The following is a 26,449-nucleotide window of genomic DNA, read 5'->3' as shown; positions in this document are numbered from 1 at the left end:
GTCTTAACCCCTCCAGCCTTCATACATCATCTGCAACGCAACGTAGATCATGACCGGGATGAACAGCTTGCGAATCGTCTTGCTCTTCATTCGCTGCATAACCCGCGATCCGACTGTGGCTCCGATCAGTACGCCCAGCGCAACCGGCGCGGAGATTACAGGATTAATGTCTCCCCGCAGCAAATAAATGCCTGCGCTGGCTGCCGCCGTGACACCCATCATGAAGTTGCTGGTAGCCGAGGATACTTTGAGCGGCATCTTCATAAACACATCGAGCGCCATCACCTTGAAGCTTCCGCTTCCGATTCCCAGCAGCCCCGAAATTACACCTGCGCCATACATTACCCCAAACCCTTGCGGCACCCGGTCTACATTATAGGCTACGGTCTGATTAAGCGCCTTATCGTAGTACTCTCCCTGCAGCTTGAACTTCGCTGCAAGAGGATGCAGCGGCACATTCTGCGGCGTCTCCTGGCTAGCCTTCTTAATCATCGCATACGCTGAATACAGCAGCAGCAGCGCAAAGATGATATACAGCAGCTGCGGTGCAATTAAGGTGCCGATTAAGGCACCTGTAATGGCCCCCACCGTGGTGGCTACCTCCAGGAACATCCCCACCCGAACATTTGTGATCCGATCCCGAAGATAGGCTACGGCAGAGCCGCTAGAAGTAGCAATGACCGAAATAATGCTCGCTCCAATCGCATGATTAATATCAATGCCGAACAGCATAGTCAGAGCTGGGGTCACAATAATTCCGCCACCAAGGCCTAGAATGGATCCCATAACTCCTGCCAAAATAGCAATAAGAAAAATCTCAATTACAGTTGTCGTCAACAACGGCATCCCCTTTATGCTTCGTAGGGCGGCTTGCAGCGCCCACTATCAGCTTCCCTTCTATAGAAGATGAGCCGATATCCAGTTATTATTCGTTCCTGCTGGTGGTTTATGTGCCCTCCTTTTTCAGCCAATATGGAACTGCATCAACTCATTATATCACTGCGAATAAAAAAGTGAATATTAACTTTCGTTTTAAGCAAAATGATTATAATTCAGTTTCATTTTGTCGGTTAATATACCCATTCTTTTTTCACTCAGTCATCCATATCCGAGCCTGGGCGATCAAACGAACCGTCTTTGTGATCCAGCACGAACAAACCTTCATCCAGCTTCCATTCCGCAAACGCGACCCGTTCCAAGGAGCGCTCCTGCTTCTCTAGCTCCCCTCTCAGCCAGGCTTCATCTTTGCCGATCAGCTCCAGATTATGACGAAGAATCACCCCATCCTCCACCAGACCATAGGACAGATGAACCTCCTGATCCGGCAAATTGAAGTCTTCCCGCTTCACGGACTCCTTAGCAGACTTCTTCATCACACTGAGCGTTCCATCCGCTTCAAAGATCGCATAGGCCACTTCCTTCATATAAAAGATACTTTGCTTCCGAAGGAGCATACGCAACTGGTCAAATTCCAATCCATTGCGCCGGAGCTCCTTCATGTCCACCTGCCCATGGCGGATAATAATAGAGGGTTTGCCGTTAAGCAGTCCCCTAGGCCGCTTCACAACCTGCGTAAGCTTCTCGAACAAAAAGGAAAGTACGGCCCATAGTGCAAGGGCGAACAACAGCTCAAGGATGGAGACATCCTTCTGGTATACGGTGTTTCCCAGAAGTTCACTGAGCATCAGGGAAGAAATAAAGTCGAACGGGGTCAGCTGAGAGATCTCCTTCTTGCCGAGCAGACGTGTCATAACCCATAAGCCTAGAAAGCCAATCACCAGCTTTAACGTAATTTCTCCAAGACTCATATTAACTGCCTCCTTCTTCGTCTCTTACCAAGCTGTTGCTATCTATATACCCAATTCAAGGCCCACTGGCCTTGAATTTGTCCTCCTCTTTATGCAATAGTGGAGGAAGAATTATGAAGATAAGAGGAGTGAACCTTGGTGTCCCCATCCGATTGGCTGGTATGGATTGAAGCTCATCCCGTACGGGCAGGCTTAGCAGCGCTTGCTGTCATCTTGTTTCTCTGGCTCTATATCACCGCCCGCCGCATCTTCTTGCAGGCAGAGCTGCAGCGGATGAGCCTGCTGGATGACAGCTTGGAACGCTTAGCGCTGGTCTCCGCGCAGCTTCGGGCAGCCCATGAGCCCCATGAGCCTCAGGAGCAGCCTGACCGGGCAGAGGCTGTCCTAACAGAGCGCCTGGAGGCGCTGCGGATTGCTGCGGCACTGGGGACGGATCTGCGCGGGCAGATCACCGTCTACCTGGACGATCCGGACCCGGCGCGCCTTGCACGGCTGGCGCGCACCCTCAGCCGCGAATCCGAGCGGCTGCTGGACGAGCGCGACAAGCTGGTCGCTAGGCGCGAGCGGCCCGGCTGGGGCCACACGCTGTGGCTCCAGCTTCGCCCGGCGCTGCCTGCAGCCATGCTGGCAGCGGCCTTGGCGCTGTGCGCCTGGCTGGCGCAGGCGCTGGATACGCTGCCGCGGCCTTACGGCAGCGCAGAGGTCTGGACGCTCGCATGCCTCGCGTCCAGGTTCTTGTCCGGCGTATTCTCGCTGCTGCTGCTGGGCTCCGCCCTGCTCGTCAGCCGCCGCTCCGCCGCCGGCAGCCTGCTTGCTCGAATGCTGGCACTGGTTATTGCGCTGCTCTTCCTGCTGCACGGAATCGGCCTGGAAGCAGCGCCTTATGTGCTCACGGTCCAGCTGCTGCTGTATGCTCTGGGCTTCCGCTGGACCGATGGGAAGCCCAGAAAGGCCCGTCCATTTCCCGGTCACTATGACCTGCTTGAGGACGAGCCCGCCACTTCCACGAACGAGAGCCGGCGTGAATCTGGAGCGGACTCTTAAGAAACGCGTAAGCACGGCTCTAACAAGAACAATAAGCCCCGACCTCGGGAATTCGCATGAATACATACTCATGCGCCCGAATCGGGGCTTAATTGTTAACTAGATCCTCATCATGAGGAACTCTATCCCTTTGAATATATGAATAAAGCTGCACTCTAATTTACAGGAGTATAAATCTGGTCAAACACGCCTCCATCACTAAAGTGCTCATCTTCAACCGTGGCCCAGCCTCCATAATCACCGACCGTATAAAGTTTAAGCCCTCTGAACTGGCTCTTATACTGCTCTTTGACGCTGTCCAGCGTCGGTCTGAAAAAATGCTTGGCTATAGCCGTCTGCCCCTCCTCCGAATAGAGATAGTCCAGATAGGCTTCAGCCACCTCCCGAGTTCCCTTGCGGTCCACGATGTCATCCACTACCGCCACAGCCGGCTCTGCCGAAATGCTCTCGGATGGATATACGATTTCAAATTTATCTCGGCCCTTTCCCTGGATAGACAGCAGCGCTTCGCTCTCCCAGGTGATCAGCACATCTCCGATGCCTCGCTCCGCAAAGGTTGTCGTAGCTCCACGGGCACCTGTATCCAGCACAGGCACTTGGCGGTACAACTTCTTCATGAAAGCTCTGGCTTTAACTGGGTCATTCTGATGATGGTGCATAGCATAGCTCCAAGCCGCTATATAATTCCATCTCGCACCTCCGGACGTCTGGGGGTTGGGCGTAATCACCTTAGCTCCGGTCGGGATCAGATCACCCCAATCCCGGATGCCCAGCGGATTGCCCTTATGCACCAGGAACACGATCACAGAGGTATAAGGGGGACGATTCAGCTTATGTCCCACTCTCCAATCCGGACGCAGGAGGCCTCGTTTCGCCAGAGCATCAATATCATAATCAAGAGCAAGGCTCACCACATCCGCCTCCTGCCCATCCGCAACACTCCGGCTCTGCTTGCCCGAGCCTCCGTGAGACTGGGTGATCGAGACTTTCTGTCCCGTCTTCTTCTCCCAATACACCGCAAAGACTCTATTATATTCCTCATAAAGCTCCCTGGTAGTGTCATAAGAGACGTTTAGCAGACTAGTCTCTCCCCTCCTCCCCTTGGCGGCTGCTCCTCCATCTTCTGCACTGCAAGCCGCCATCGTCATGGCCAGCGTTATAGCCACACCTGCAAGAATTCCTTGTTTATATTTCTTCACGGGAGCCCCTCCTTCAAGGATGAAGAACTGTTACGCCGAAATTTTCATTCTCCCCGCCGATCATCTTATGCGCCGTCTCTCGCTTTTGTTGAATCATAAACAAATATGAATGCTTTTCGCCTAGAAGTTTTTGAATTATTTTAAGTTTTCTAGTATAAAATGTCAATTTTCTTGTGAGCAAAAATATACCCCTAGATTGGATCAGAATAACCACAGGGGGCTTCCTATGTCTAGGGGTGTACTTTATTCTAGCCTCTAGGCTTTTTTAGATCATCCTTTATTTGTAAGGCACAAGACAAACAGGCTTAGACACCTTTAGCCGGTGTCCGGTATCCCGCAGCGTTCCGCCGGTCTGGTCGATCAGGAACGCAGCGATCTCGTCCGAATTCTGGCTGGCAACCAGCAGCTGTCCCTCCAGGATCATGAAATTACGAGGGATCTTCCCGCCAGTATCCGTCCACTGCGGTTCGGAAAGCTGTCCTCTCTCCGGGTCGATCAAGTACCGGACAATCGTGTCAGCGCCCCGGTTGGAAGCATAAAGAAAACGTCCACAAGACGAAATATGAATATCGCCTGCAGTGTTCTCAGCCATCCAATTCTCCGGCAGCGTAGAAATATGCTGAAGGATGCTCAAGTTTCCTTCCCGCTCATGGTAAGCATACGCTGTTACGGTGTTGTTCAGCTCATTGACGCCATAAGCCCAAGGCTTGGAGGGATGAATGACAAAGTGACGCGGGCCGGCCCCCGGTGGCAGCTCTACCTCCTGATGAGTAACCAGCCGCCCTTCCTGCAACCGGTAGACGACAATCCGGTCCAGGCCTAAATCCGATACGTACACGAAGTTCCCCGCCTGGTCAGGAATAGCTGAATGCGGGTGTGCTTGCTCCTGTCGGTCTTCGCGCAGCCCTTTCCCTAAATGCTGAACCCTAGACGCCGTCCTCGCGATTGCACCGTCCTGTTCCAGCTGGAAGCTGTTGATCTGACCACCGGAGTAGTTCACCGTCACCAACAGCTTCTCTCCAGCCAGTGCAGCATGACAGGGATGCGCCCCGCCCGTCTGTTCCCGGCTGCTCTCCTTGAGTGTGCCGTCCAGCTCGATCCGGAAGCTGACGGCTTCCCCTTCGTCCGTCTCTGTTACGGCATAAAGCACCGGGAGCGCTGGATGAACTGTTAAGAATGAAGGGTTATCTAGCCCGCTCAGGCTATGCAGTATGGTCATTTCACCGCTGTCAATCTTGACGGATGCCAGGTGTATCCCCGGTGCATCCGCTTCAGTATAAGATCCTATGTAAAATAACTGTTCGCCCTCTGTCTGCCGATTCACCATCAGTTAATCCCCCTTCGGGTATCCTCATAATCTTCCATACATCTATTTTATAAAGGCAATGGTAATCATTGAAACAACAGCGTCTAATTTTTCTAAATATAAGGCGGATCTATGACTTATTTAATTGCGCGCTATTCAATGTGCTATAATATGGGCATCTTAATCCATAAGAGAAAGGGCGTACCTTATGCCGTCATTTATTAACCCTTCTTATTTGCAAATATTCGCTACCCTCGGAACCGTAGTGTTAGCTTTGCTGGTTATCTTTGTTCGCCTCAAAGCAAGTCATCGTCCGGTTACCGTCAAGAAAATAATAATGCCTCCGGTCGGCATGTCCACTGGGCTTCTGATGTTTGTCTATCCTCCAACTCACTTCCCGTTCTGGTGGGGAATCATCGCCTTTGCGGTGGGCTGGCTGATCTTCTCTTACCCGCTTATTCGCAGCACCAAATTCGAGATTTCGGGGGAACAGGTATTTGTTCAGCGTTCCCAAGGCTTTGCATTCATCCTGCTAGGCCTGCTCGCGATTCGGCTCATTCTTCATGAGTTCATTCAGAAATATGTCAGCATCCCCCAGACAGGAGGACTCTTCTTCCTGCTGGCGTTCGGCATGATTCTTCGCTGGCGCCTGTATATGCTTAAGGAATACCACCTGGTTGTCGGCACCAATGCCGAAACTCGTTCTTAAGCAGCTATGAATTAAATTAACCAGCGTTCCCTAAAAAAGGATAATAAAAAAAGAACAATACCATATATATTGAACGAACTAAGAAATGAACGTAATAGTGCCGTATTAGGCACGTTATAATAGAAAGTTCAAAGCGCAACTTTAGTTCATCCTATATAGGACGTGATTTGAATGCCAACTATAGAAGAAAAGCAAGTCTGTTGAACATACAATTCGTGAGCCTTTAGGCAAACGATGAAGAGCGATGTTGTTCATAACGTCTTTTTACAAAAAGTTTTTATCATATCACCATGACCGATTCAAATATAAACCAAAAGTTCAGTCTATATAGAAGACAAAAAGGTGACCCTTGCTGCCGGAAGTTCCAGCGGCCGGGACACCTTTTTAATATATTACACAGGTGGACGCGATGAGCTCGGTCTCAGTACTACCGAGCCGACTGCAAGCAGCAGTACGGCCATCAATCCCAGAATGAGCATTGGGAAGCCGATGCTGGACCAGCCGCCTCCAGCGGACATTTTATCCACCGCTTCGATCGCCCACTTCTGCGGGATAAAATCTGCAATCCGCTGCATGAAGTCCGGCATAATGGACAGCGGCCAGAAGCAGCCGCCAAGCATACAGGTCGGCGTCAGGATCAGCGTATTTATCGTTCCTGCGGTTTGCGGACTGCGCACCATTCCGCCCACCGTGCTGGCGATTCCCATCGCAACCAGCATAAAGGCCGCCAGAACCAGGAAGTGCGGGAGGAACGGAACCTGATAATCATAGCCTAGAACGTACCTAGACAGACTAAGAATAATGAGAATTTGCAAAATTCCTACTGTGCAGCTGCCAAGGAAATTGCCGAGGGCGATCTCCCAGGAGCGTACCGGTGCCGTGAACATTCTAGCCATTGTTCCTTCTGTTCGGTCTTCAATGATTAGTGTAACCGTACTGCTGATGAGTCCCATCAGGAACAGCAGGGTAAAGCCGGTGATACTGTACAGCCCGGGCTTGGGCTGGATTCCCAGGTCGGTCTTTACCGCCTGAACGTTCCCCTTCTCCACCTCTTGCAGCACTTCATTCAGCTTCTCCTTAGCCTGGTCCGTCTGCTCCCCAGAGAGCAAACGTGAGGTTTGCTGAATCCCGCTTACGATACCGTTGATCTCAAGTCTAAGTGCAGCATCCGCTTCACTATCCTTAATTTTGTACACCGGAACCTGCGGAGTTTCGCCCTTCAGCAGACTACTGGTAAATCCCTTAGGAATAACGAAGCCCGCTTCCCCCTTCTGACGCACAATTTCATCCCTTAGCTCCGCCTCTGTATCCACTTGCTTCAACTGATAATCAGCCTTGCCTGCCAGGACATGCTCCATGTGCTGTCCGGCTATATCGTTATCATGATTCACATACAGAATCGTACTGCGGGTCACTCCATCCCCGCCCATAAGGAAGATGACTGCCGAGACCACTAGACAAGGAAGAATCAAGAAGCCCATCAGCCCCTTCCTCGTCCCGATCTTCCGCTTGATCATATTCCTTGCAATCGTCAGACTATTCATGATACCCCACCTTTCGATATGCTGACATGCCTATGATAAGCAGCAATGCTGCTATTCCGCCAAGCACAGCCACATGATACATAATCTGGCCCTGGTTCTCATAGAGCATCATGCGGAGAATTCCCTGCATCGCCCAATGACTGGGCGTAAATTCACCGATTCGATTTATAAGCTCTACAGGGAGCGGCGTGAAGCCTCCGCTCAGTGCAGTCATTGCAACAATGATCGTCTGAATGACAGCCCGTGCAGACGAAGGCTTGTGCACGAACAAGGATACAGTCACAGCCAGGAACATCGAGCAGAGCACGACCAGGAAGCAGAGCAAAGCCAGCAAGAGCGGCTGCATCCCCCAGTCTACGCCATAGACCCATTTGGTGAAGCCTACAATCACCAGCGCCTGAAGGAAACCCATCAGACTATTGCCTAGAATTTTACCTCCGAACACGGTACCGGGAGAAACCGGCATAGAGCCCAGCCTATACAGTGTGTGACTCGTCCGTTCACTGCTCAGACTAATGCTTGCGCTAAGTCCTGAATACAGCAGGAACATGATGAGCATTGAAGCCGAGTAATATTGGAAGGCCGTGTAAGACTTACCTTCCCGGCTGAGCTCTGCAGATACAGCAGCCTCCGCAGCATTGCCTTGAGACTGCATAAGCTGAGAAGCTGCCTTAGACCCTAGCACCTTCAGGCTAGCCTGAATCCGGTTGGCTTGGTCAAGATAGGAGCTGAAGATTTGGTTTGCCACCAAATTTTTAGAGCTGCTGCTGCCTTGAAGCAGCTCCCAGCTCACCGGCTGCCCTTGCATCAGACGTTCTTCAAAATCTGCCGGAATAACTACGGCATAATCCGCATGTTCCTCTCGCAGAGCATGAACCGCCTCATCGCGGCTTTTACCCGGCTCCGTCTGAATCCACTTACTGACAGCAGACGAAGATAGGAACGCTGAGAGCCCGCCGGGTGATTCGGATGCTTCTGGCTGCCCCTCTTCTCCGACCAGCATCACCTTCACGGTCTCCGGGCGCTCCATTGCCCGCTGGGAGAAGTCTCCGGCAAGTGCATTCCCAAGAATATATATAATCACAATCGGAAGCAGAAATTGGATAAAGAGTACCGTCCGGTTTCTCATCAGCCTCAGCAGTTCGAACCAGGCAATCGTCCAAAATTTCATCATTATTCACCATCCCGCAGCGTACGACCCGTCAGACTAAGGAACAGCGTCTCAAGTGTCGGCTGTTCACACACCACCGAATGAATTACCGCATCATGCTTGCCGCAAATATAGAGTATGTCCTGCAAATCACTTTGAGAGGATGGTGTATACAGCTCTAAGCCTTCTTCAACTACCCTGATCCTTACAATGCGCGGATGCCCTTCGAGCTCCTCAAGCAGGGCATCCGTCAAGCCTGCTGCCTTCATGCGAATCTTCTCCTCCCCAGATACCCGTTCCCGCAGCTCCTCCTGCGTGCCGCAGGCGATAACATGGCCTTTATCCAGAATGGCCACCCGGTCGCTGAGCGTAGCAACCTCCTCCATATAATGGCTCGTGTAAATGATGGTAGAGCCCATATCATTAAGCTTGCGAACCGATTCCAGAATGTGATTCCGAGACTGGGGATCGATGCCTACGGTCGGTTCATCCATAATAATCAGCTTCGGATGATGCATGATGGCACAGGCGATATTCAGCCGGCGCTTCATCCCTCCAGAGAAGGTATGCGGCCGATCGTTCGCCCGGTCCTCAAGCCCTACGAATTCCAGCGCCTCCTGTACCCGCTCCTTTAGCAGAGCACCGCGCAGGCCGTATAATTTTCCGAAGAAGCTAATATTCTCCCTGGCCGTCATCGTATCGTAAAGCGCAAGATCCTGCGGAACCAGGCCGATCTTCCGCTTTACCTCTAGCGGCCTTGCCGCTACAGAAATACCGTCAATCGTGATGGAGCCTTGATCCACAGGCAGCAGCCCGACCATCATATTGATGGTGGTACTTTTCCCGGCACCATTAGGGCCTAGCAATCCGAATATTTCGCCTTCCTTAATTTCCAAGTTCAAATGATCCACGGACAGCTTTCCGTCATATCGTTTGACCACATCTTCAATCTCAACAAATGCCATGGTTATTTCCCCCCGCTCATTCATTTCATTTTCTATATTTCTATTGTAACGAGCCGGGACATCTGCCGAAGGTATATAAGGTCACCTTTAACGAATGACTAAAGTCACCTCTTAAGCAGACCGAGGGCTGTGCTATAATGAAAGCCAATATTAGGATCGGCTCCTGATCTCTTAGGCACGGTGCCGGTCTTCGAAGGTTGGGATACACCATGAACCGGATACTGCTTGCTCTAAGGTATACGCTCATTATTGTTCCTGCAGGACTAGCGGTATACAACCTGAGTCACGCAAGCATGGACAAATATGCGATGCACCTTCTTATCCTGCTGAATCTTGCTGTTCTAGCCGATAGGTTCATCCGAAAGGAAGCACTGCTGTTTCTCTTTTATGCGCTTGAGATTGTGTACGCGCTGTGGATCTGCGAAATCTATCATCCGATGCTGTTCTTCTTAAGCTTTTCTCCGATGCTGATGTATCTGCGCTTGCCCCGTCCTGTACTGCGGCTGCTCCTGCTCGGAGGCCACGCAGGGCTATTAAATCTGCTCCCAGAGTATGATGCGTTGTCCGGGCAAATCTCTGCGAACCTCATGTTCGCGCTGTGCGCAGCCTTAATCAGCCTGTTTCAGCACAGTGCTGGCACCCAGCTGGAGACCATCCAGCTGTATGACGAGATCCGCTGGAAGCATTACGAGCTTGAAGAGGCTCGCGGGCGCCTGCGTGAATTTGCACAGCAGGTAGAGAATGCCGCCCAGCTCGAAGAACGCAACCGGATCTCCAGGCAGCTGCATGATGAGCTCGGCCATCGGCTGATCCGCGTCAAGATAATGCTGGAGGCTGCGCTGCATACCGTGCCGGCTGACCCATCCAAAGGGCTGTCCATGCTGGAACAGATTCGGGATCAGGTCTCAGCCAGTCTCGAAGAGATGCGCTCCACTGTCCGGCGGTTGAAGCCTGCGAATGCTTCCTCCAAGGGCTACTCTCTTGAGCACTTGCTGGAGGAGGTTGGCCGCGAGACCGGAATCCATACAAGCCTGAAGATCCTTGGAGAACCCTATGCGCTCTATCCCAGTATGGAAATTGTGTTCTACAAAAATGCCCGGGAAGCCGTGACAAATGCCCTTAAGCATGGACAGCCCGGTTCCATTTCCATTGAGCTGACCTATGGCGATAAGGAAGTCACCATGAAGGTAAGCAACGACGGACGGCTCCCTTCCGAGTCCTCATTATTTGAGAAGGGAATGGGGCTCGCAGGGATGAAAGAGCGCGTACAGCTGATCGGCGGAAGACTGGAGACGGAGTTGGCACCTCATTTTGCAGTCATTACAGGACTGCCCGTCCGGCGCAACAATGAGATGACGTAAGGAAAGTGTGGGAATATGACAATGACAAGCAAAATCAAGGTGCACATCGTGGATGATGACCCCTTTATCCGCGAGAGTCTTCAGCTGCTGCTAGGCCTAGGCGGAGAGATTGAAATTACCGGAACCGCCGCCAATGGCGCCGAGCTAATTCAGCAGCTGGAAGCAGGCCAGCGGCCTGACGTGGTGCTGATGGATATACGCATGCCGGTATGTGACGGTGTGGAAGGCACACGCAGGATCAAGGAAGCCTTTCCTGACATGCAGGTGCTGATCCTCACGACCTTTGATGACGATGATTTCATTATTGAGGCTTTGCAAAACGGGGCCAGCGGCTATCTGCTGAAGAACATCCCCCCGGACCGGATTATGCAAGGGATCAAGAGCGTGCACGCCGGCAATATGCTGATTCACCCCGATATCGGCCGCAAGCTCGCCAGCATGCTTCGTCCTGCGGAAGCGGCGCCTCCTCCCAAGCCTTATGAGAGCCGCTTCGCTCAAGCAGGGCTTACGGAGAGCGAACAGCAAATTGTAGCTCTGATTGCAGACGGGCTCTCCAACAAAGAAATTGCCGGCAAGCTGTTCTTGAGCGAGGGCACGGTGAAGAACTATATCACCGAAATTCTAAGTAAGCTGGAAGTCCGGGATCGGACACAGATCGCCATTTTATACTGGAAAGAACATCATAAGCAGCAAGGAAACGCCCTATAGATCAAGACTTATTGACGACAAAAACAAAGAACCGCCGCTTCCCCTAGGCAAAGCTGGGAAAATCGGCGGTTCTTTGTTCATTATACGGTTTACGCACCGGCCTTAAGGCTGAATGGATACGCCCTTCTTGAGCGACTTCATATCCGTATTGTTATTGACCAGAAGGGGAAGCATTTTGCTCCCTTTCTCCATTGCTGAAGAGCAGAGCGGACAGACCGGACTGTAGTCAAACGCAAAGTTATCCCTCATCCAGCCATTGCAGCTTTCACTTGTGCAGGACCAAATGGGCGTAAGCTCCTCGGGTACTTCTTCAGACGTTTTTTTACGGTAGTTCATGGTTTCCCTCCTAGATCAGAATAAAAAGAAAACTGCCCTTAACAATCAAGTTAAGGGCAGGATCCACCAGTGGTTATTACAGTTTTACAACGTTGTCAGCTTGTGGTCCACGGTTGCCTTCAACAATGTTAAATTGAACGCGTTGGCCTTCGTCCAAAGTCTTGAAGCCTTCGCCAGTGATTGCGCTGAAATGCACGAATACGTCTGCTCCGCCTTCAACTTCGATGAAGCCAAAGCCTTTCTCTGCGTTAAACCATTTAACTGTTCCTGTTTCCATGTGGGGTTGCCTCCCTAAAATAAATTAACATGTTCCTTTTCAATTTATCGCAGACACTCAGACCGCTTCAGCAAAGCGGGCACCGTACATCTAGCTCAATAAAAAATTCACACATTGAAAAAAGTTCCATCCTCGAATTCAAAGTGACACTCTTTTCAATACGTGAATATCGCTTACGATCGATCAGTTATTCTTATTATAAACCGCTTTCCAGGAAAAAGCAAATGCAGCAGATCAAATTGGGCGGAAAGGCCTTTTAGGTGCCCGGCTTCCCGTATGTCTTATGTCCCGCCAAGCCCTCGTCAAGGGCTCCGGTAATCATAAAGGTTCAGGGTTTCACCAATCAGAGGTAGCCCGGATGCCATTCTCCAGGCTACCTCGTAGATGTTTTAAGCTGTCCAAACCTCATTCTCTCCGCCTTCATTCAGCACTTCAATCCGGCTAGGGGTAATCTTGAGAACCACATAATCGGGATCATTGGGGCCATCCAGCCAGCGGCTGAATTCGTCCCGCCACACGCTCTTCTTCAATTCTTCGTTGTCACTAATCTTGGCGGTGCCTTCAATTTCTAGAACATCCCCGGTTCCCCCCTTCTCGTATCCAAGCAGCAGGAAGACGTTAGAGTTCTGTTCCAACTCTTGTACCTTATGCGTCTTTTTATCGGTAGCCATATAAATCTCCAGGCCGTCATGATACAGCGCCATATATCGTACCTTTGGTTTGCCGCCTTCCACCGTAGCAAACGCAGCGAACTTATTCTCCTCTAAAGCGCGGCCGATCTTGCTCTCCAGCGTGTTAGCCATGGGGCTTGCACTCCTTTTTCTGTAAAGTCATTTTCAATAGTAGTGTACCCTTATTCCAAAATATGAATCCTCAAGCAGCCAAAGGATCCTCATACTTCCTGCTGGACATCTTCGTCAGCCGGAGGCTATAATGGCAATAGCAATACCCGCAAATTTCATACAGGGGAGCTGGAACTTGGCCGGCTGAGAGTGTGTCCTTAGACACTGACCCTTATACCTGATCTGGATAATGCCAGCGTAGGAAAGTTAGATTCGTATGAATGTCTATTTACATGTTCATCGAGTGCGCGAGGCGTCCCGTCGGGGGCGTCTTTTTTTATGCGGTCATTACCCAGCGGGAATTATTGTAATTAAGGAGAGAGACCGTATCATGAAGAGAAGAAGTAAAGTATCTCTGCTGCTGTTATGCAGTGCGGTGCTGCTGTTTGCCGCAGCAGGCTGCGGCTCGAACAACGCAGCGACTGGCAACAAGAACTCAGAGAGCAGCACGACCGCACAAGGGGACAAATCCCAAAGCCTACGTGAGGTCAAATTCGTACTGGACTGGACGCCAAATACGAACCATACCGGGATTTATGTGGCCCAGGATCAAGGCTACTATGCGGAAGAAGGACTGAAGGTAGACATTATTCAGCCAAGCGATGCCGGTGCTGACACCATGATCGCTTCCGGCACAGTTCCATTCGGCATCAGCTACCAGGAAGGCGTGACCCAAGCGCGAACCCAAGGTGTGCCTCTAGTCTCGATCGCTGCTGTCATTCAGCATAATACCTCCGGCTTTGCCGCTCCGGTTGACCGGAACATCAAATCGCCTAAAGATTTTGAAGGCAAGAGCTACGGCGGCTGGGGTTCCCCTGTTGAAGAAGCCGTCATGAAATCCATCATGGACCTGCAGGGAGCAGATGTAAGCAAGGTGAAGAAAATCAACATCGGGGATGCGGATTATTTCACTGCGGTCAAGCGGGATATCGACTTCGCTTGGATTTACTACGCCTGGACAGGCATTGAAGCCCAGCTGCGCGGCGAGCCACTGAACATGCTCTATGTTAAAGATTATTCCAAGCAGTTGGACTACTATACTCCGGTCATCGCCACCAACGAGAAGACCATCCAGGAGGACCCGGAGCTGGTGAAGGCGTTCATGCGAGCCACTGCCAAGGGCTACCAATATGCGATCGACCATCCCGACGAGGCAGCTAAGATTCTGGTTAAGGCCGTACCTGACCTGGATGAGAAGCTGGTCACCGCCAGCCAGAAATGGCTGAGCCCCCGCTATCAGGACGACGCTCCGCGCTGGGGAGAGCAGAAGGAATCCGTATGGAAGGGCTATGCCGACTGGATGTATGAACGAAAGCTGCTAGACAAGCCGCTTGATGCTGCCAAAGCCTACACCAACGATTTTCTGCCAGCTAAATAGATTGAACTAAGATTTACATTGATCTTTCTATATATAACGGCCTAATACGGCCCTATAACATTCATATCTTTAGCTCATTCTATAAATAAAGCTATTATTATGTGAAAAGCGAGGTTGTTACCATGGCTAACACACTGCTTAGTATTCAGATTATTCCTAAGACGCCGGGCGGCGAGGACGTCATTCCTTACGTTGACCGGGCCATCGAGGTGATTCAGGCCTCCGGCGTCAAGCACCAGGTCAATGCGCTGGAGACCACTATGGAGGGCGAGCTGACCGAGCTCCTGGACATCGTCCGCCAAATGAACGAGGCTGTTGTCGAATTCGGAAGTCACAGCATTATCTCCCAGATCAAGATCCTGTACACGCCGGACGGCGCAAGCATGGATAAGCTGACGGAGAAATATCGCCCGTGAAGAAGAGTCAAATATGGACAAGCGTGTGGCCGCCCCTCGTGGCGGTCCTCTTGTTTTTGGCCGCTTGGGAGCTGGCGGTCGATGTCTTTCACGTAGACAAATGGATCCTGCCAAGCCCTGCGGATATCGGGCGGGAAGCTGCGGCCGGAGCGGCCGGACTGTGGGATCATACGAAGGCCACTCTGCAGCTGACGCTGATCGGGTTTGCTGTTGGCGTTCTAACCGGACTGATAGTTGCCTTCCTGCTGCACCGGCTTCCTCTTGTCAAATCAGCCCTCTATCCGCTGCTTATCTTGAGCCAGAACGTGCCTACAATTGCGCTCGGCCCTCTGCTGATGATCTGGTTCGGCTTCGGCATTCTTCCTAAAATTATACTGATTACGCTGGTGTGCTTCTTCCCCGTTGCGGTAGCGACGATGGACGGCCTGAACAGAACGGATCCCTTGATGCGCAACTATATGGAGATGGCTGGCGCTGAGAAGGGACAAATCTTCCGCAAGCTGGAATTTCCTTATGCCATTCCTTCCATGCTGTCGGGCATAAAGATCTCTGCGACATACAGTGTCATGGGCGCAGTTATTGCGGAATGGCTGGGCGCTGAGAAGGGCATCGGCTATTACATGAAAATGCAGAAGTCCTCATTTCGGACTGACCGTGTATTCATTGCCATTCTCATCATTGTCGTCATCAGCCTGGCGATGTTCGTCTTGATCGCCCTGCTGGAGCGCTGGCTGAGCCGCTATAAGCCGGAACGGAAATAAGGAGGCTTCCCTCATATGAATATGAATATGAACTTGAACTTTAACTTGAACAAGCCTAAGGACAGCCTGTCAGACAACCGCTCTGCTTCGCAGCAGCCGGTACTGGAAATTCGGGAGCTGCGCAAGAGCTATTCGAATGGGCGCCACAAGGTTGAAGTATTAGACAACCTCTCCTTCAACGTTGCTTCCGGCGAATTCGTCTCGATCGTTGGCCCTTCCGGCTGCGGCAAGAGCACGCTGTTCCATATCATCGGCGGGCTGACCAAGCCGGATGAAGGCGGAAGCGTGCTGCTTGAGGGCCGCGACATTACCGGACAGCGCGGCCATATCGCCTATGTGCCCCAGCAGCCGGCGCTCTTCCCTTGGCGGACGACGCTGGACAACGTCATCCTTGCCCAGGAGATCGCCGGGACGCCAGCCAAGGCGGCGCGCGAAGAGGCGCGCGAATGGCTGGACAAGGCGGGCCTGGGCAGCTTCGCGGACGCCTACCCGCACATGCTGTCCGGCGGAATGCAGCAGCGGGCTGCCTTCCTGCGCGGGCTGCTCAGCCCGCAGGAGGTCATGTGCCTCGATGAACCGTTCAGCGCACTGGATGCGCTGACCCGAGGCGACATGCAGCACTGGCTGCTGGACCTGTGGGAGAAGCACCGCCGGACGGTGCTGTTCATCACGCACAGCATTGAGGAAGCACTGCTGCTCTCTGACCGGATCATTCTGCTCTCCGGGCGTCCCGCCTCTATCCTGCGCACCATTCAGGTGCCTTTCCCAAGGCCCCGCCGCGAGGAAATCACCGAAGATGCTGAATTCCTACGCCTCCGCCGGGAGATGACCGGCCTTCTGCGGGAAGAGCAGCGCAGGATGCAGCCGCCCGGCAGCGCTCGTTCCAAGTAGCTGGACTCAAGATACACCAAACATACCAAACGCACCAGACTTGCAATCACACCAGACACGCCAGGCGTAACAAGCATACCAGGCATACCAAAGCCAAGATCAAAGCCGTGCCGATGACTCCTCCCTAACCCCTGCCGTTACTCACCGGCAGGGGTTATTTTGGGCTGTCCTGAAATTTTGCAACCTTAAATAAAATTTGCGCCCTTTCAAAGAGGCCATCTGCTGGGATAAGATAGAAACGGTTATTGAAGCGCTTACATTAATAACATGGAGGCTAGTCTTATGAATGTCCAAACACAGTCCCCGCATGACCTTCCCTTACGCCCTCCTCCGGGCCGGGAAGAGAGACGCCGATCATGGCTGATGAAGCTCCGCAAACAGCGATACCTTCAGGTAATGGCACTGCTCGGCATCGTCTGGATGGCAGTCTTCTGCTATGTTCCCATGTACGGCATTATTATCGCGTTCAAGGAATATACGATCACCCACTCTATCGCCGATGCCCCCTGGGTTGGGCTAGAGCACTTCCGGGCCTTCTTCGAGGATGAGGAGCTGGGCAACGTGATTCGCAACACCCTTGGCATCAGCTTGATCAAGCTTGTCATCGGGTTCCCGCTGCCGATCCTGTTCGCGCTGTTCCTGAATGAGCTTCGTGCAATGAGGTTTAAGAAGGCGGTTCAGACCATTTCTTACCTCCCCCACTTCCTATCTTGGGTTATCCTTGGCGGCATTTTGACGACCTGGCTGGCCGAGACCGGACTTATTAACAATGTCCTGCTCAGCCTCCATCTCATTAAGGAGCCCATCAGCTTTCTGGCCGAGCCAAGTTATTTCTGGTCCATTGTAGTGACCTCGGACATCTGGAAGGAGCTGGGCTGGTCGGCGATCATCTACCTGGCAGCTATGGCAGGCGTCTCCCCGGATCTTTACGAGGCAGCAACCATTGACGGAGCCGGACGGTTTCAAAAAATGCGTTACATTACGCTCCCCTGCATTAGAGGCACGATAGCCATTCTGTTTATTTTGGCGGTCAGCGGTATTCTGAACTCTAACTTTGACCAAATTCTGGTGCTACGCAACTCCCTCAATGAGAGCGCCAGCAATGTCATCGATATCTATGTCTATCAAACCGGTCTCTTAAGCAGCCGTTATTCTTATTCCACCGCGGTGGGGCTGATTAAGTCGATCATTGCGCTTATTCTGCTGCTGTTTGCCAACAGCGTGACGAAGCGCTTGAACAATACTTCCCTATTCTAAGCCAAAGGTGGTTAACCCGATGTTGAATCGCAATCGTAAAACGACAGGGGAATCGGTGTTTGACGCCTTCAATGTAGTGCTCATGCTGCTCGTCTGCTTCGCCACCCTTTATCCGATCTGGTATGTACTGGTCAATTCGCTTAATGATGGCCAGGACGCCATGCGCGGAGGAATCTACTGGTGGCCAAGAATCCTTAGCCTTGACAGCTATAGAGCCGTATTTGAGAGCAGCGGCATCATGACCGCCATGGGGGTTACGGTTGCCAAGACCGTCCTTGGCACACTGATTCATGTCTTTTTCACGGCAATGGTGGCTTACGCTTTTTCAAGGAAACAGCTGATCGGCAGGAAGATCTACATGTTCATCGGAACCATCACCATGTTCTTTGGCGGCGGTTTGATCCCTTATTTCCTGGTCATTCGCGACCTCCATCTACTGGACAACTTCCTGGTGTACATCATTCCCGCCATGTTCAGCTTTTTCGACCTGATTATCTTCGTTTCATTCTTTCGCGAGATTCCCTCCGGACTGGAGGAGGCCGCGGAAATAGATGGCGCAAACGATCTGGGTATCTTCCTGCGCATCATCATTCCAGTCTCTATGCCAGTTGTAGCTACTATCGCCTTGTTCCACGGGGTGTACCAGTGGAACGACTATTTTACCGGAATGATATTTATCAATGAAATGGATCTTCAACCTATTCAGACTTATCTCTACAGGGTGGTCGCCGAGTCCAGCTCCAACCAGATGGCTGCCAGTATGCCGGGAGGCATCAACAAGAATGTAACGTCTCAATCCATCAAGCTGGCCACGATGGTCGTCACGACCCTGCCGATCGTGCTGGTTTATCCCTTCCTGCAAAAATACTTTGTGAAGGGCATGCTGATCGGGTCCATCAAGGGCTGATATCCTTGACTATTGCGGCTTCATCCTCTTGCCGCTGCCAACCCGGCAGACCAGAGGTTCTTCATAAGTTATTACCAAATTAAAGGGGCGAAGACAATGATAAAGAAAAAAGCTCGTCATATGCTTATCTGGTCACTTACCCTCACCCTGCTGCTCAGCTTAACGGCCTGTTCCGGATCGAAGAACAGCAATGGCCAAGAGCCGCAATCCGGGGATACCAGCAGCAGCCCGGCTGCTCCGCTCTCTAGCGATCAGCCAAACTGGAAGAATGATATTTCTCCCATCACCTTCGACTGGTATATGAATTTCTCCTGGTTCGCCAACAAATGGGGAGGCGACGCCACCTCTAAGTACATTACCAAGAAAACGGGGGTGAGCGTTAACTTCATCGTCCCTGCAGGCAATGAGAACGAGAAGCTGAATACGATGATTGCTTCAGGTAGCCTGCCGGATTTCATTACGCTCGCCTTTAATGCGGACGGTGTGAAATCCATGATCGAAGGCGGACTCGTCGAACCGCTGAACAAGCTGGCGGATGAATATGATCCTTATTTCTATAAGGTTGCAGACCCCGCAAAACTAGCTTGGTATACTCAAGAGGACGGCAACGTGTATGCTTATCCGAACTCCTCCGCTTCACCGAAGGATTTCAAGAAATACTCAAGTAAGTATACTTCCAACCAGACCTTCATGGTTCGCAAGGATATGTATGAAGCGCTGGGTAAGCCGGATATGCGGACGCCTGAAGGCTTCCTGGCCGCTCTGAAAGCAGCCAAGGAGAAGTTTCCGGACGTAAATGGTCAGCCGCTCATCCCACTCGGTCTTCATGAATTCACAGATACGGGCAACTACTCTCTGGAAGGCTACCTGCAGAACTTCCTTGCCATTCCTTACGAGAAGGACGGCAAGCTGTATGACCGCTCTACCGATCCCGAATATGTCAAATGGCTGAAGACGCTTCGTCAAGCGAATGAGGAGGGGCTGCTCTCGAAGGACATCTTCATCGACAAACGCCCGCAAATGGAGGAGAAGATTTCACAAGGCCGCTATTTCGCTATGCTGTACCAGCGCAGCGATATGGCTCCACAACAGAATGCCCTGTACGCCAATGATCCAAATTCGGTCTACATCGCAGTCGACGGACCGGCGAATTCCAAGCTGGAGCCGCCTACGCTTGCCGGCCCGGGCATTTCCGGTTGGACCGTGACCCTCATCTCGAAGAAAGCCAAGGACAAGAAGCGGGCCATCCAGTTCCTAAGCTATCTGATCAGCGAGGAAGGCAATAAGGATCTGTACCTCGGCGAGAAGGGCGTAACCTATGACACCATTGATGGCAAGGATCAGTTTAAACCCGAGGTGCTCAAGCTGCTCAACAGCGACCGTTCGTCCTTCGACAAGAAATACGGAGCTTCCTATACGTTCTGGATGATGCAGGACACAAACTTAAGTCTAACCTGGGCCCCGCCTAGTATTGCGCCTTTCAAACAACCGGAGGACTGGACTAAGGGCAAAACGCACAGCTTCTCGGAGTTCGAAGATATCAACCCGACAGGCAACTCCAAGGAGGGTATCGCCAAGACGAAGAATGACCAGCTATGGAGCAAGACGCTTCCGAAACTGCTCTTAAGCAAATCAGATGCCGATTTCGATCAAGCCTTTGCCGAATTCCTGGAGAAGCGCGACAAGAATGGCTACAAGCTTGTCCAAGAATTCCAACAGAAGAAGCTGGAAAAGAATAGAGCCAAACTAGAGGGTGTTGCAAAATAACCTTATGCACATCGGTCCCTTTGAAGGATGGCAAGCTCAAAAAACCCATTTCCCTTTGGGTTTTTTGAGCTTTATAATTTTAATAAAGAGACTTAGCACCTTCTAACCTAGGAAGTGATCCTTATGTTTAACCGGCCATCCTCCTGGTGGAGACGGCTGCTCGGATGGCTGGAAAGACTGTCCATCCAGCGACGTCTCTTCCTCTCCTATATCATCATTATTCTGATCCCTACCTTCCTCGTCTCGTTATGGATTTTCAGAGAACTGAAGAACTCTTACATTGAGGACCTGGTCAAAAAGGGCCAGAAGGGGCTGGAAATCGAGGCCATCAGCGTCAAGCTGAATATCGAAACAATGGAACGCTCGGCCCAGCTGACGCTCTCCAATAAAGAGATGCTGTACTACCTAGACCGATCATCGGAAACAAGCACAGCCGATTTAATTGAATTTAAGGATTCGGTATACAGCGCTATCCAACAGATTCAATTTAACAATCCAAATCTGGAGCATATCCGGGTTTATATGAACGGCAATAAAACCCCTGAGATCTGGCCGATTTTCCTGCGGGAAAGCCGAATCCAATCCAAGCCCTGGTATGAGGGGGCCCTGCGGTTAAACCGACAGGAGATGTGGAGCTTTGAGCTGTCAGATATCGATCCTCTTCAGGAGAATGCCTCCAAAAAGCTTGATGCCGTCCCTAAGCTGTCCCTGCTGCGGGAAATTGAATATCCTAAAGACCAGCACGCCGGAATTCTCCAGGTGGATATGCCGCTCGCCCGCTTCTTCCCCAATACGTTCCAGCAATCCGGGGACCGGCAATCGCAGATGCTTGTGATGGACCAGGAAGGAAGGCTCTTCTATAACGCCAACACAGCCTTTTGGCAGGCTCTAGGTTTACAGCTTGAAGTGCTGACATCCAAGCTTAAAGCTCAGCTCACGAAGGGTTCTGGAAGCTTCCAGTTCTCCGATCATGGGGCTTCATATCTTGCGGTTTTTCAGCCGATTGAACGGCTCGGAGTCTACAGCCTCCAACTGACTTCTCTAGAGCAGGCCTTCCGGGATATTAACTGGATACGGAACTGGATTCTGCTCGTCAACGTGATTCTGTTCGCCCTGCTATCTATATCCACCTATTCACTTACGTCCCTTATACTGAAGAAGCTTCGACTGCTCAGTGAATCCATGAAGAAGGTAAGAAAGGGCGAATTCCATTTCAACATTGCCGTATATGGTCAGGACGAGGTAGGAGAGCTGGCCCATCACTTTCGGAAAATGCTCAGCAAGATCAATGACCTGATTGCCGAAGGCGTCGATAAGCGAGCGGCCTCCAAGGAGGCCGAGCTTCGCACCTTGAAGAACCAGATCGACTCCCATTTTCTCTACAATACGCTGGAGAATATTAAGATGCTGGCTGAAATTGAACAGCAGCACGGCATCTCCGATGCGCTGACCTCGCTCGGCGTCATGATGCGCTATAACTTGAGGTGGACGAGCGAATTCACGAAGCTTGGCGATGAACTCGATCATCTGCATCATTTTGTTGCCTTGATGAATTTGCGGTTTGACGATCAGACGGAGCTGGATACGTCAGCCCTTACTCCTTATGCCGACCAGGAGCTGCTGAAGATGACGCTTCAGCCGATTGTGGAGAACGCGATGAAGCATGGGCGCCGCACAGGCCCCGGCAGAGCCAGTCTGCGAATTACAGCGCTGGCTCATGTCGAGGGGGACGTCCTGATCCTGACATTGACCGATAACGGAGCGGGCATAGCTCCGCAGCGGCTGGACCAGCTCAACCTGGCTATCCGGCAGCGGCAAGCCACCCATCCACCCGGCCCGCCCCCTGCCGGAGAGACGATGACAGGCAGCGGGCATGGTATCGGCCTGTCTAACGTACATCAGCGGATCGAGATGACTTATGGCTATGGCTGCGGGCTGCGGCTGGAAAGTGAAGAAGGCTCATGGACCCGAGTGATCGTTACGGTTCCTTATCGAATGCTTAAGGGAGGAGCTCCGCATGCGTAAACTGTTAATCGTAGATGATGAGAAGAATATCCGGCTTGGCCTGGCGTCGATCCTTAGCCGACAATTCCCAAGGCAATACAGCTTCCTCCATGCTTCTAACGGGGAAGAAGCCTTAAGCCTAGTGAGACGCGAACAGCCTGACATGATCATTACAGATATCAGGATGCCCGGTATGGATGGATTAGCCCTGATCCGCTCCATCCGGGAATGCGGCAGCACAGCCGCGATCATCATCCTGAGCGGGTATGATGACTTTGCTTATGCTAAGGCGGCTATTCCTTATCAGATCAAGGAATATCTGCTGAAGCCCATCGTGCGTGAAGAGCTCTTCCGGGCGATGGAGCGAAGTGAAGCTGAGCTGCAGCGCGACCAGCAGGTTCAGGATAAGCTTGCGCATATTCGTGAAGATCGCCAGCAGATGCGCTGTCTCCAGCTCCTTCGCCTTCTGGGAGAAGAAGAGCTGGACGAACTAGCCGCAGCGAAGCTGCAACAGGAGCTTGGGCTTCCCCCTCACTCTTCCGGATATGCGGTCTGTATCCTCAAGCTGCCTGGAGAGCGAATCAAGGAGCACCAGGCCCTTGAGATTCTGGCACAGCTTAGGGACTCCGAGCAGCCCGCTTATGTTGTGGACGCTGACGGGCACCTGACCTTCCCTGTCCAAGGACATCAGGAAGCGCTGCGCCTAAAGTCAGCCCTTGAGGCTGCGGTGTACCCTGACTTCATTATTGGCGTCAGCGAGCAGATTTTCCGCATTCAAGCCTTTAAAGAAGGCTATAAACAAGCAAAAGCAGCGATCAAGTATAGTCTGCTGCAGGAGCCAGCATGTCCGGCCTTATTTTACTATGATCATATTAAGAACCATACGCGGGCTTACAGTATCCCTCTTGAAGCAATCCGTAGGCTGTTCAATATGCTCGGAACCGGCCGTGATCATGAAATCTCATCACTCTGGCATGAGCTCCTGTATACGGGGCGCAAGCCGGATTATGATATCGCTTATCTTGAGGAGATCAGCACCCAGGTGAACCGGATCGTCTTCGATCAAGCCTTTCTTGAATTCGGAAATGCCGCAGAAGACGTGCTCAAGCAGTATAAGCAATCAGAGAACCTCTACCGGTTCCGCACGCTCTATGAGTATTATCAGCAGACCTTGCGGCTGATGCTGCGGCTGAGCGAGTATATCCAGCAAATGAGATCGGTGCACCGTGAGGATCAGCCACAGCCTGAGATGGAAAAGGCCGTGAAGTTCATTCACGAGCACTTCAACAAAAATCTGAACATGGCGATTGTCTCGAACCACATCTCTCTGAATTACACTTATTTCAGCCAAGCCTTCAAAGAATACACAGGAGAAAGTTTTGTCATGTACCTGAAAAAGGTTCGAATTGCGGAGGCCAAGCGGCTATTGGAGAACAGCCGGCTCAAGGTTTATGAAATCAGCGCAAGGGTCGGCTTTGAGCAGGTCAAACAATTCCATAGGGTATTTCGTGAGCTTGAGGGAATTTCGGCAGAAGAATACCGCAGCAAGTATGCGGTTAGACAGCAGATGCATCCCTGACATAAAAATAAAAGCCTCCGAATCCGCTTGTTGCAAACGGATCCGGGGGCTTCTTCTCTTCTTTAGGCTGTTTCGGATAAAACGTATTTTCTTCTGCGCTTGGCCTGCCGCCGCTTGGCCGTTCTGTGGTAGAAGAACTGGATAACATAATACGATATAACACCAAGCACCGCACCGAAAATACTCATTCCGATCAATATATGCAGTCCTCCATGCAAAATGGAACCGACTGCCGAAAAATCACCCTTGAAAATATCAAGCAGAGATACTTCCTGTATTCGTTGTGCGCTGGAACTGGATGGATAAACCCACTCGCCCAGCTTCTTGGCAAAAGGCATCAGGATAATCGGCAGGAAGGTCAGTTTGCCAATGACATTGCCGATAACCGCAGCAGGCACAGAGCCTCCCGCCAGCTTCACTACCGGATAAAAAATCAAATACACCAGGCAGGCGCTGGAGATCACGATCATCTCCATGCCGAATCCGAGCGAGAAGCCTAGCGACATCTTCTTTACCCCGCCCGGGGTGCGAAACAGACGGAAGATGTTGAGCTTAAAGGCACGGTAAATTCTATTTATCAAATTTTTCTTATTCTTCACGCTAAGCTCCCTTTCTCCAAATCAACAACGCTGTCTGTCCATTATAGCATACCCTGATGACCGAAGGATAAGACGGAGGATTTAGCTGCTGCCCCTAAAGGGATATCCCCAAGGAAATTGAAACCTCCGAAAAGCAGGTCTTCATTGAACATGCTCCCGCTTTAACGGAATAACCGATGCTTCTCTCCTTACTTCAGTTCAAATCCCTTCTGCTTCAAGAACTCCCGCATATGAAGCCGAGCCGGCTTACTCAGCTTGTCCGCCATCAGCTGGGTCCAAGGTGCAGTTCGCTCACCACTCGTCCGCTCGGTAATATAACGGACCATGGTCTCATCATAAGCTTCCAGCTCCCGATCCGCCTCGTCAGCATCGTACCCTTCCATATGAAGCACCGCCTTCAGCGGCAGGCGCGGACGGAGGCCCGGCTCTTGATCCGGATATCCCAGGCACATGCCGAAGACCGGATAGACCAGTTCTGGCAGTCCAAGCAGCTCGGATACCTCGGCGATCCGGTTGCGGATACCTCCAATATAGACGATGCCCAGACCCAGCGATTCTGCGGCTACAGCTGCATTCTGGGCTGCAAGAGCTGTATCCACCGTAGCAATAATGAAGCTCTCTGTAGTATCCTCGTATGTCTCAAGCTCGGGCATGTGCTGCTCGGCTGCCTTCTTCAGACGATGCAAATCAGCGCACCACACGAGGAAGGTAGGGCAATCACGCACATAAGCCTGCCCGCCGCAAAGCTCGGCCAGCTTCTCCTTCTTTGCAGGGTCCGTTACCGCAACTACGCTGTAGGCCTGGACATGGCTTGAGCTGGATGCCATTTGTCCGGCAGCCACAATGCGCTCCAGCAGCTCCTGGCTAACGGGCGTCTCCTTATATTTACGTATCGAACGGTGATTCATGATCAAGGAAATCGTGTCATTCATATTCTTTCACTCCTAATGCTTTTAAGATAAATTCAATGGCCTGTTCAGGAATCCGCTCTTCATCATAGCCCTCTTCGGTAAATAACCTATCAAAATTATGAATCCGCTTGTGGGCCAGGCATACCCCAATCACCATAAGCAGCGTGTGATTCAGCGATTCATAATGAAATTTCCCTTCCCGCTTCCCCTGCTCCAGCAAGAATCTAACCTGCTCCCAGACCGGATCAATGAACTTCAGCACGATGCTGCTGCGCGGCGACTCAAGCGTCAATTCCCGCTGCACCATGTCGCTAAGCTCTCTGTCATTCGAGGTAAAGATAATGATCTCTCTTACAAGAAAGCGTATGCCAGTGATCGGTTCCATCAACTCATCCGCATATTGATCCATCGCATTCCCCGGGAAGAATTGTTCAAAGATTGCTTCGAACACCTTCTCCTTCCCTCCGAAATGGTAAGAGACAAGCGCTACATTGGCCCCAGCATCCTCGCAAATTTGACGCACCGTGGTGGCGTCAAACCCCTGCTTCGCGAACAGCTTCTTAGCCGAAAGCAGAATTCGTGTCTTGATGTCTTTCTCCGAAATTTGCTTCATCATTCAAAGTCCCCTTCAGGTGATACTATTCTCATTATGAGACTTTATAACCGCATCCGCAAGAAAAGTACGGCAAAAGCCACCTCTATCCCATCATAAGATAAAGGCGGCTTTATT

At 51.6% G+C, this 26,449-nt stretch carries 26 protein-coding genes and 1 riboswitch; of the genes, 12 read left to right on the top strand and 14 right to left on the bottom strand.

What is annotated here, in order from left to right; translation table 11 throughout:
• Nucleotides 1–3 precede the first annotated feature (3 nt).
• From DCC85_RS02515 to DCC85_RS02490, 5 genes are all read right to left on the bottom strand, one after another.
• Nucleotides 4–846, bottom strand: coding sequence for a sulfite exporter TauE/SafE family protein (locus tag DCC85_RS02515; protein WP_108464161.1), 843 nt, complete (start codon nucleotides 844–846; stop codon nucleotides 4–6).
• A gap of 248 nt (nucleotides 847–1,094) precedes the next feature.
• The gene (locus DCC85_RS02510) at nucleotides 1,095–1,808 is read right to left on the bottom strand and encodes a DUF421 domain-containing protein (protein ID WP_108464160.1); all 714 of its coding nucleotides are present in this window, start codon (nucleotides 1,806–1,808) and stop codon (nucleotides 1,095–1,097) included.
• Between the two features lie 384 nt (nucleotides 1,809–2,192).
• Nucleotides 2,193–2,924 carry a hypothetical protein gene (locus DCC85_RS22835; protein ID WP_159081756.1) on the bottom strand — a complete coding sequence of 244 codons (732 nt, stop codon included), beginning with the start codon at nucleotides 2,922–2,924 and terminating at the stop codon, nucleotides 2,193–2,195.
• A gap of 83 nt (nucleotides 2,925–3,007) precedes the next feature.
• The gene (locus DCC85_RS02500) at nucleotides 3,008–4,000 is read right to left on the bottom strand and encodes a sulfate ABC transporter substrate-binding protein (RefSeq protein ID WP_108467675.1); all 993 of its coding nucleotides are present in this window, start codon (nucleotides 3,998–4,000) and stop codon (nucleotides 3,008–3,010) included.
• A 328-nt stretch (nucleotides 4,001–4,328) separates the two neighbouring features.
• On the bottom strand, nucleotides 4,329–5,378 hold the full coding sequence (locus DCC85_RS02490; RefSeq protein WP_108464157.1) for a lactonase family protein: 1,050 nt from the start codon (nucleotides 5,376–5,378) through the stop codon (nucleotides 4,329–4,331).
• A gap of 187 nt (nucleotides 5,379–5,565) precedes the next feature.
• Between DCC85_RS02490 and DCC85_RS02485 the strand changes: the two genes are divergently transcribed.
• A complete protein-coding gene (locus DCC85_RS02485; RefSeq protein WP_108464156.1) occupies nucleotides 5,566–6,066 on the top strand; it encodes a CcdC family protein in 501 nt (166 codons plus the stop codon).
• Nucleotides 6,067–6,458: 392 nt separating this feature from the next.
• Here DCC85_RS02485 and DCC85_RS02480 read toward each other — a convergent pair whose 3' ends face one another.
• From DCC85_RS02480 to DCC85_RS02470, 3 genes are read right to left on the bottom strand one after another with little or no spacing between them, the layout of a single operon-like run.
• A complete protein-coding gene (locus DCC85_RS02480; protein ID WP_108464155.1) occupies nucleotides 6,459–7,610 on the bottom strand; it encodes an ABC transporter permease in 1,152 nt (383 codons plus the stop codon).
• A complete protein-coding gene (locus DCC85_RS02475) occupies nucleotides 7,603–8,784 on the bottom strand; it encodes an ABC transporter permease (protein WP_108464154.1) in 1,182 nt (393 codons plus the stop codon). Before DCC85_RS02475 ends, DCC85_RS02480 begins: the two co-directional genes overlap by 8 nt.
• Nucleotides 8,784–9,725 (bottom strand): ABC transporter ATP-binding protein, encoded by a 942-nt coding sequence (locus DCC85_RS02470; RefSeq protein ID WP_108464153.1) that lies wholly within the window; start codon nucleotides 9,723–9,725, stop codon nucleotides 8,784–8,786. Before DCC85_RS02470 ends, DCC85_RS02475 begins: the two co-directional genes overlap by 1 nt.
• Nucleotides 9,726–9,934: 209 nt before the next feature.
• On the opposite strand from DCC85_RS02470, the gene DCC85_RS02465 reads away from it, so the two are divergent.
• Both DCC85_RS02465 and DCC85_RS02460 read left to right on the top strand, forming a co-directional pair.
• A complete protein-coding gene (locus DCC85_RS02465; protein ID WP_108464152.1) occupies nucleotides 9,935–11,086 on the top strand; it encodes a sensor histidine kinase in 1,152 nt (383 codons plus the stop codon).
• Between the two features lie 15 nt (nucleotides 11,087–11,101).
• Complete coding sequence (locus tag DCC85_RS02460; protein WP_234414311.1) at nucleotides 11,102–11,794, top strand: response regulator; 693 nt, start codon at nucleotides 11,102–11,104, stop codon at nucleotides 11,792–11,794.
• Between the two features lie 102 nt (nucleotides 11,795–11,896).
• Here the strand turns inward: DCC85_RS02460 and DCC85_RS02455 are convergent, their stop codons facing one another.
• From DCC85_RS02455 to DCC85_RS02445, 3 genes are all read right to left on the bottom strand, one after another.
• Complete coding sequence (locus DCC85_RS02455) at nucleotides 11,897–12,130, bottom strand: cold-shock protein (protein WP_108464151.1); 234 nt, start codon at nucleotides 12,128–12,130, stop codon at nucleotides 11,897–11,899.
• Between the two features lie 76 nt (nucleotides 12,131–12,206).
• Nucleotides 12,207–12,407 carry a cold-shock protein gene (locus tag DCC85_RS02450; RefSeq protein ID WP_108464150.1) on the bottom strand — a complete coding sequence of 67 codons (201 nt, stop codon included), beginning with the start codon at nucleotides 12,405–12,407 and terminating at the stop codon, nucleotides 12,207–12,209.
• Nucleotides 12,408–12,796: 389 nt separating this feature from the next.
• Nucleotides 12,797–13,210, bottom strand: a complete 414-nt coding sequence (locus DCC85_RS02445; RefSeq protein WP_108464149.1) for a pyridoxamine 5'-phosphate oxidase family protein — start codon at nucleotides 13,208–13,210, stop codon at nucleotides 12,797–12,799.
• Between the two features lie 151 nt (nucleotides 13,211–13,361).
• A riboswitch (TPP riboswitch) is annotated at nucleotides 13,362–13,472 on the top strand.
• A gap of 108 nt (nucleotides 13,473–13,580) precedes the next feature.
• Between DCC85_RS02445 and DCC85_RS02440 the strand changes: the two genes are divergently transcribed.
• From DCC85_RS02440 to DCC85_RS02400, 9 genes are all read left to right on the top strand, one after another.
• Entirely contained in the window at nucleotides 13,581–14,627 is a 1,047-nt protein-coding gene (locus DCC85_RS02440; protein ID WP_108464148.1) for an ABC transporter substrate-binding protein, read from the top strand.
• A gap of 122 nt (nucleotides 14,628–14,749) precedes the next feature.
• Entirely contained in the window at nucleotides 14,750–15,043 is a 294-nt protein-coding gene (locus tag DCC85_RS02435) for a thiamine-binding protein (protein WP_108464147.1), read from the top strand.
• Complete coding sequence (locus DCC85_RS02430; RefSeq protein WP_442789513.1) at nucleotides 15,040–15,804, top strand: ABC transporter permease; 765 nt, start codon at nucleotides 15,040–15,042, stop codon at nucleotides 15,802–15,804. The genes DCC85_RS02435 and DCC85_RS02430 overlap by 4 nt, the downstream gene beginning before the upstream one ends.
• 21 nt (nucleotides 15,805–15,825) lie before the next feature.
• Entirely contained in the window at nucleotides 15,826–16,695 is an 870-nt protein-coding gene (locus tag DCC85_RS02425; protein WP_442789531.1) for an ABC transporter ATP-binding protein, read from the top strand.
• Nucleotides 16,696–16,962: 267 nt separating this feature from the next.
• Nucleotides 16,963–17,952, top strand: a complete 990-nt coding sequence (locus DCC85_RS02420) for an ABC transporter permease (RefSeq protein ID WP_442789512.1) — start codon at nucleotides 16,963–16,965, stop codon at nucleotides 17,950–17,952.
• A 19-nt stretch (nucleotides 17,953–17,971) separates the two neighbouring features.
• Nucleotides 17,972–18,859: a carbohydrate ABC transporter permease gene (locus DCC85_RS02415; protein WP_108464144.1), complete on the top strand. Its 888-nt coding sequence runs from the start codon at nucleotides 17,972–17,974 to the stop codon at nucleotides 18,857–18,859.
• 96 nt (nucleotides 18,860–18,955) lie between these two features.
• Nucleotides 18,956–20,626: an extracellular solute-binding protein gene (locus tag DCC85_RS02410; RefSeq protein WP_234414309.1), complete on the top strand. Its 1,671-nt coding sequence runs from the start codon at nucleotides 18,956–18,958 to the stop codon at nucleotides 20,624–20,626.
• Nucleotides 20,627–20,749: 123 nt separating this feature from the next.
• On the top strand, nucleotides 20,750–22,651 hold the full coding sequence (locus tag DCC85_RS02405; RefSeq protein WP_108464143.1) for a sensor histidine kinase: 1,902 nt from the start codon (nucleotides 20,750–20,752) through the stop codon (nucleotides 22,649–22,651).
• A complete protein-coding gene (locus tag DCC85_RS02400; RefSeq protein ID WP_108464142.1) occupies nucleotides 22,644–24,209 on the top strand; it encodes a response regulator in 1,566 nt (521 codons plus the stop codon). Before DCC85_RS02405 ends, DCC85_RS02400 begins: the two co-directional genes overlap by 8 nt.
• A 62-nt stretch (nucleotides 24,210–24,271) precedes the next feature.
• Here DCC85_RS02400 and DCC85_RS02395 read toward each other — a convergent pair whose 3' ends face one another.
• The 3 genes from DCC85_RS02395 to DCC85_RS02385 all read right to left on the bottom strand — a co-directional run bounded on the left by DCC85_RS02395 (nucleotide 24,272) and on the right by DCC85_RS02385 (nucleotide 26,335).
• Nucleotides 24,272–24,808, bottom strand: a complete 537-nt coding sequence (locus DCC85_RS02395; RefSeq protein ID WP_234414308.1) for a DUF2062 domain-containing protein — start codon at nucleotides 24,806–24,808, stop codon at nucleotides 24,272–24,274.
• A 188-nt stretch (nucleotides 24,809–24,996) separates the two neighbouring features.
• Nucleotides 24,997–25,740 (bottom strand): oxygen-insensitive NADPH nitroreductase, encoded by a 744-nt coding sequence (gene nfsA / locus DCC85_RS02390; protein WP_108464141.1) that lies wholly within the window; start codon nucleotides 25,738–25,740, stop codon nucleotides 24,997–24,999.
• Nucleotides 25,733–26,335, bottom strand: a complete 603-nt coding sequence (locus DCC85_RS02385) for a TetR family transcriptional regulator (protein ID WP_234414307.1) — start codon at nucleotides 26,333–26,335, stop codon at nucleotides 25,733–25,735. The genes nfsA and DCC85_RS02385 overlap by 8 nt, the downstream gene beginning before the upstream one ends.
• Nucleotides 26,336–26,449: the final 114 nt, after the last annotated feature.

Source organism: Paenibacillus sp. CAA11 (assembly GCF_003060825.1).
GTDB lineage: Bacteria > Bacillota > Bacilli > Paenibacillales > Paenibacillaceae > Fontibacillus.
The sequence above is the reverse complement of the archived record's forward strand: the minus strand, read 5'-3'. Positions and strand labels throughout refer to the sequence as shown.

Bases quoted from the DNA above. Each gene is read 5' to 3' on its own strand.
- DCC85_RS02440 (WP_108464148.1), top strand. From the start codon at position 13,581: ATGAAGAGAAGAAGTAAAGTATCTCTGCTGCTGTTATGCAGTGCGGTG.
- DCC85_RS02425 (WP_442789531.1), top strand. From the start codon at position 15,826: ATGAATATGAACTTGAACTTTAACTTGAACAAGCCTAAGGACAGCCTG.
- DCC85_RS02470 (WP_108464153.1), bottom strand. From the start codon at position 9,725: ATGGCATTTGTTGAGATTGAAGATGTGGTCAAACGATATGACGGAAAG.
- DCC85_RS02405 (WP_108464143.1), top strand. From the start codon at position 20,750: ATGTTTAACCGGCCATCCTCCTGGTGGAGACGGCTGCTCGGATGGCTG.
- DCC85_RS02400 (WP_108464142.1), top strand. From the start codon at position 22,644: ATGCGTAAACTGTTAATCGTAGATGATGAGAAGAATATCCGGCTTGGC.
- DCC85_RS02445 (WP_108464149.1), bottom strand. From the start codon at position 13,210: ATGGCTAACACGCTGGAGAGCAAGATCGGCCGCGCTTTAGAGGAGAAT.
- DCC85_RS02460 (WP_234414311.1), top strand. From the start codon at position 11,102: ATGACAATGACAAGCAAAATCAAGGTGCACATCGTGGATGATGACCCC.
- DCC85_RS02510 (WP_108464160.1), bottom strand. From the start codon at position 1,808: ATGAGTCTTGGAGAAATTACGTTAAAGCTGGTGATTGGCTTTCTAGGC.
- DCC85_RS02420 (WP_442789512.1), top strand. From the start codon at position 16,963: ATGGAGGCTAGTCTTATGAATGTCCAAACACAGTCCCCGCATGACCTT.
- DCC85_RS02490 (WP_108464157.1), bottom strand. From the start codon at position 5,378: ATGGTGAATCGGCAGACAGAGGGCGAACAGTTATTTTACATAGGATCT.
- DCC85_RS02410 (WP_234414309.1), top strand. From the start codon at position 18,956: ATGATAAAGAAAAAAGCTCGTCATATGCTTATCTGGTCACTTACCCTC.
- DCC85_RS02450 (WP_108464150.1), bottom strand. From the start codon at position 12,407: ATGGAAACAGGAACAGTTAAATGGTTTAACGCAGAGAAAGGCTTTGGC.
- DCC85_RS02500 (WP_108467675.1), bottom strand. From the start codon at position 4,000: ATGACGATGGCGGCTTGCAGTGCAGAAGATGGAGGAGCAGCCGCCAAG.
- DCC85_RS22835 (WP_159081756.1), bottom strand. From the start codon at position 2,924: ATGAGTATGTATTCATGCGAATTCCCGAGGTCGGGGCTTATTGTTCTT.
- DCC85_RS02480 (WP_108464155.1), bottom strand. From the start codon at position 7,610: ATGAATAGTCTGACGATTGCAAGGAATATGATCAAGCGGAAGATCGGG.
- DCC85_RS02455 (WP_108464151.1), bottom strand. From the start codon at position 12,130: ATGAACTACCGTAAAAAAACGTCTGAAGAAGTACCCGAGGAGCTTACG.
- DCC85_RS02415 (WP_108464144.1), top strand. From the start codon at position 17,972: ATGTTGAATCGCAATCGTAAAACGACAGGGGAATCGGTGTTTGACGCC.
- DCC85_RS02465 (WP_108464152.1), top strand. From the start codon at position 9,935: ATGAACCGGATACTGCTTGCTCTAAGGTATACGCTCATTATTGTTCCT.
- nfsA (WP_108464141.1), bottom strand. From the start codon at position 25,740: ATGAATGACACGATTTCCTTGATCATGAATCACCGTTCGATACGTAAA.
- DCC85_RS02515 (WP_108464161.1), bottom strand. From the start codon at position 846: ATGCCGTTGTTGACGACAACTGTAATTGAGATTTTTCTTATTGCTATT.
- DCC85_RS02385 (WP_234414307.1), bottom strand. From the start codon at position 26,335: ATGATGAAGCAAATTTCGGAGAAAGACATCAAGACACGAATTCTGCTT.
- DCC85_RS02475 (WP_108464154.1), bottom strand. From the start codon at position 8,784: ATGATGAAATTTTGGACGATTGCCTGGTTCGAACTGCTGAGGCTGATG.
- DCC85_RS02485 (WP_108464156.1), top strand. From the start codon at position 5,566: ATGCCGTCATTTATTAACCCTTCTTATTTGCAAATATTCGCTACCCTC.
- DCC85_RS02435 (WP_108464147.1), top strand. From the start codon at position 14,750: ATGGCTAACACACTGCTTAGTATTCAGATTATTCCTAAGACGCCGGGC.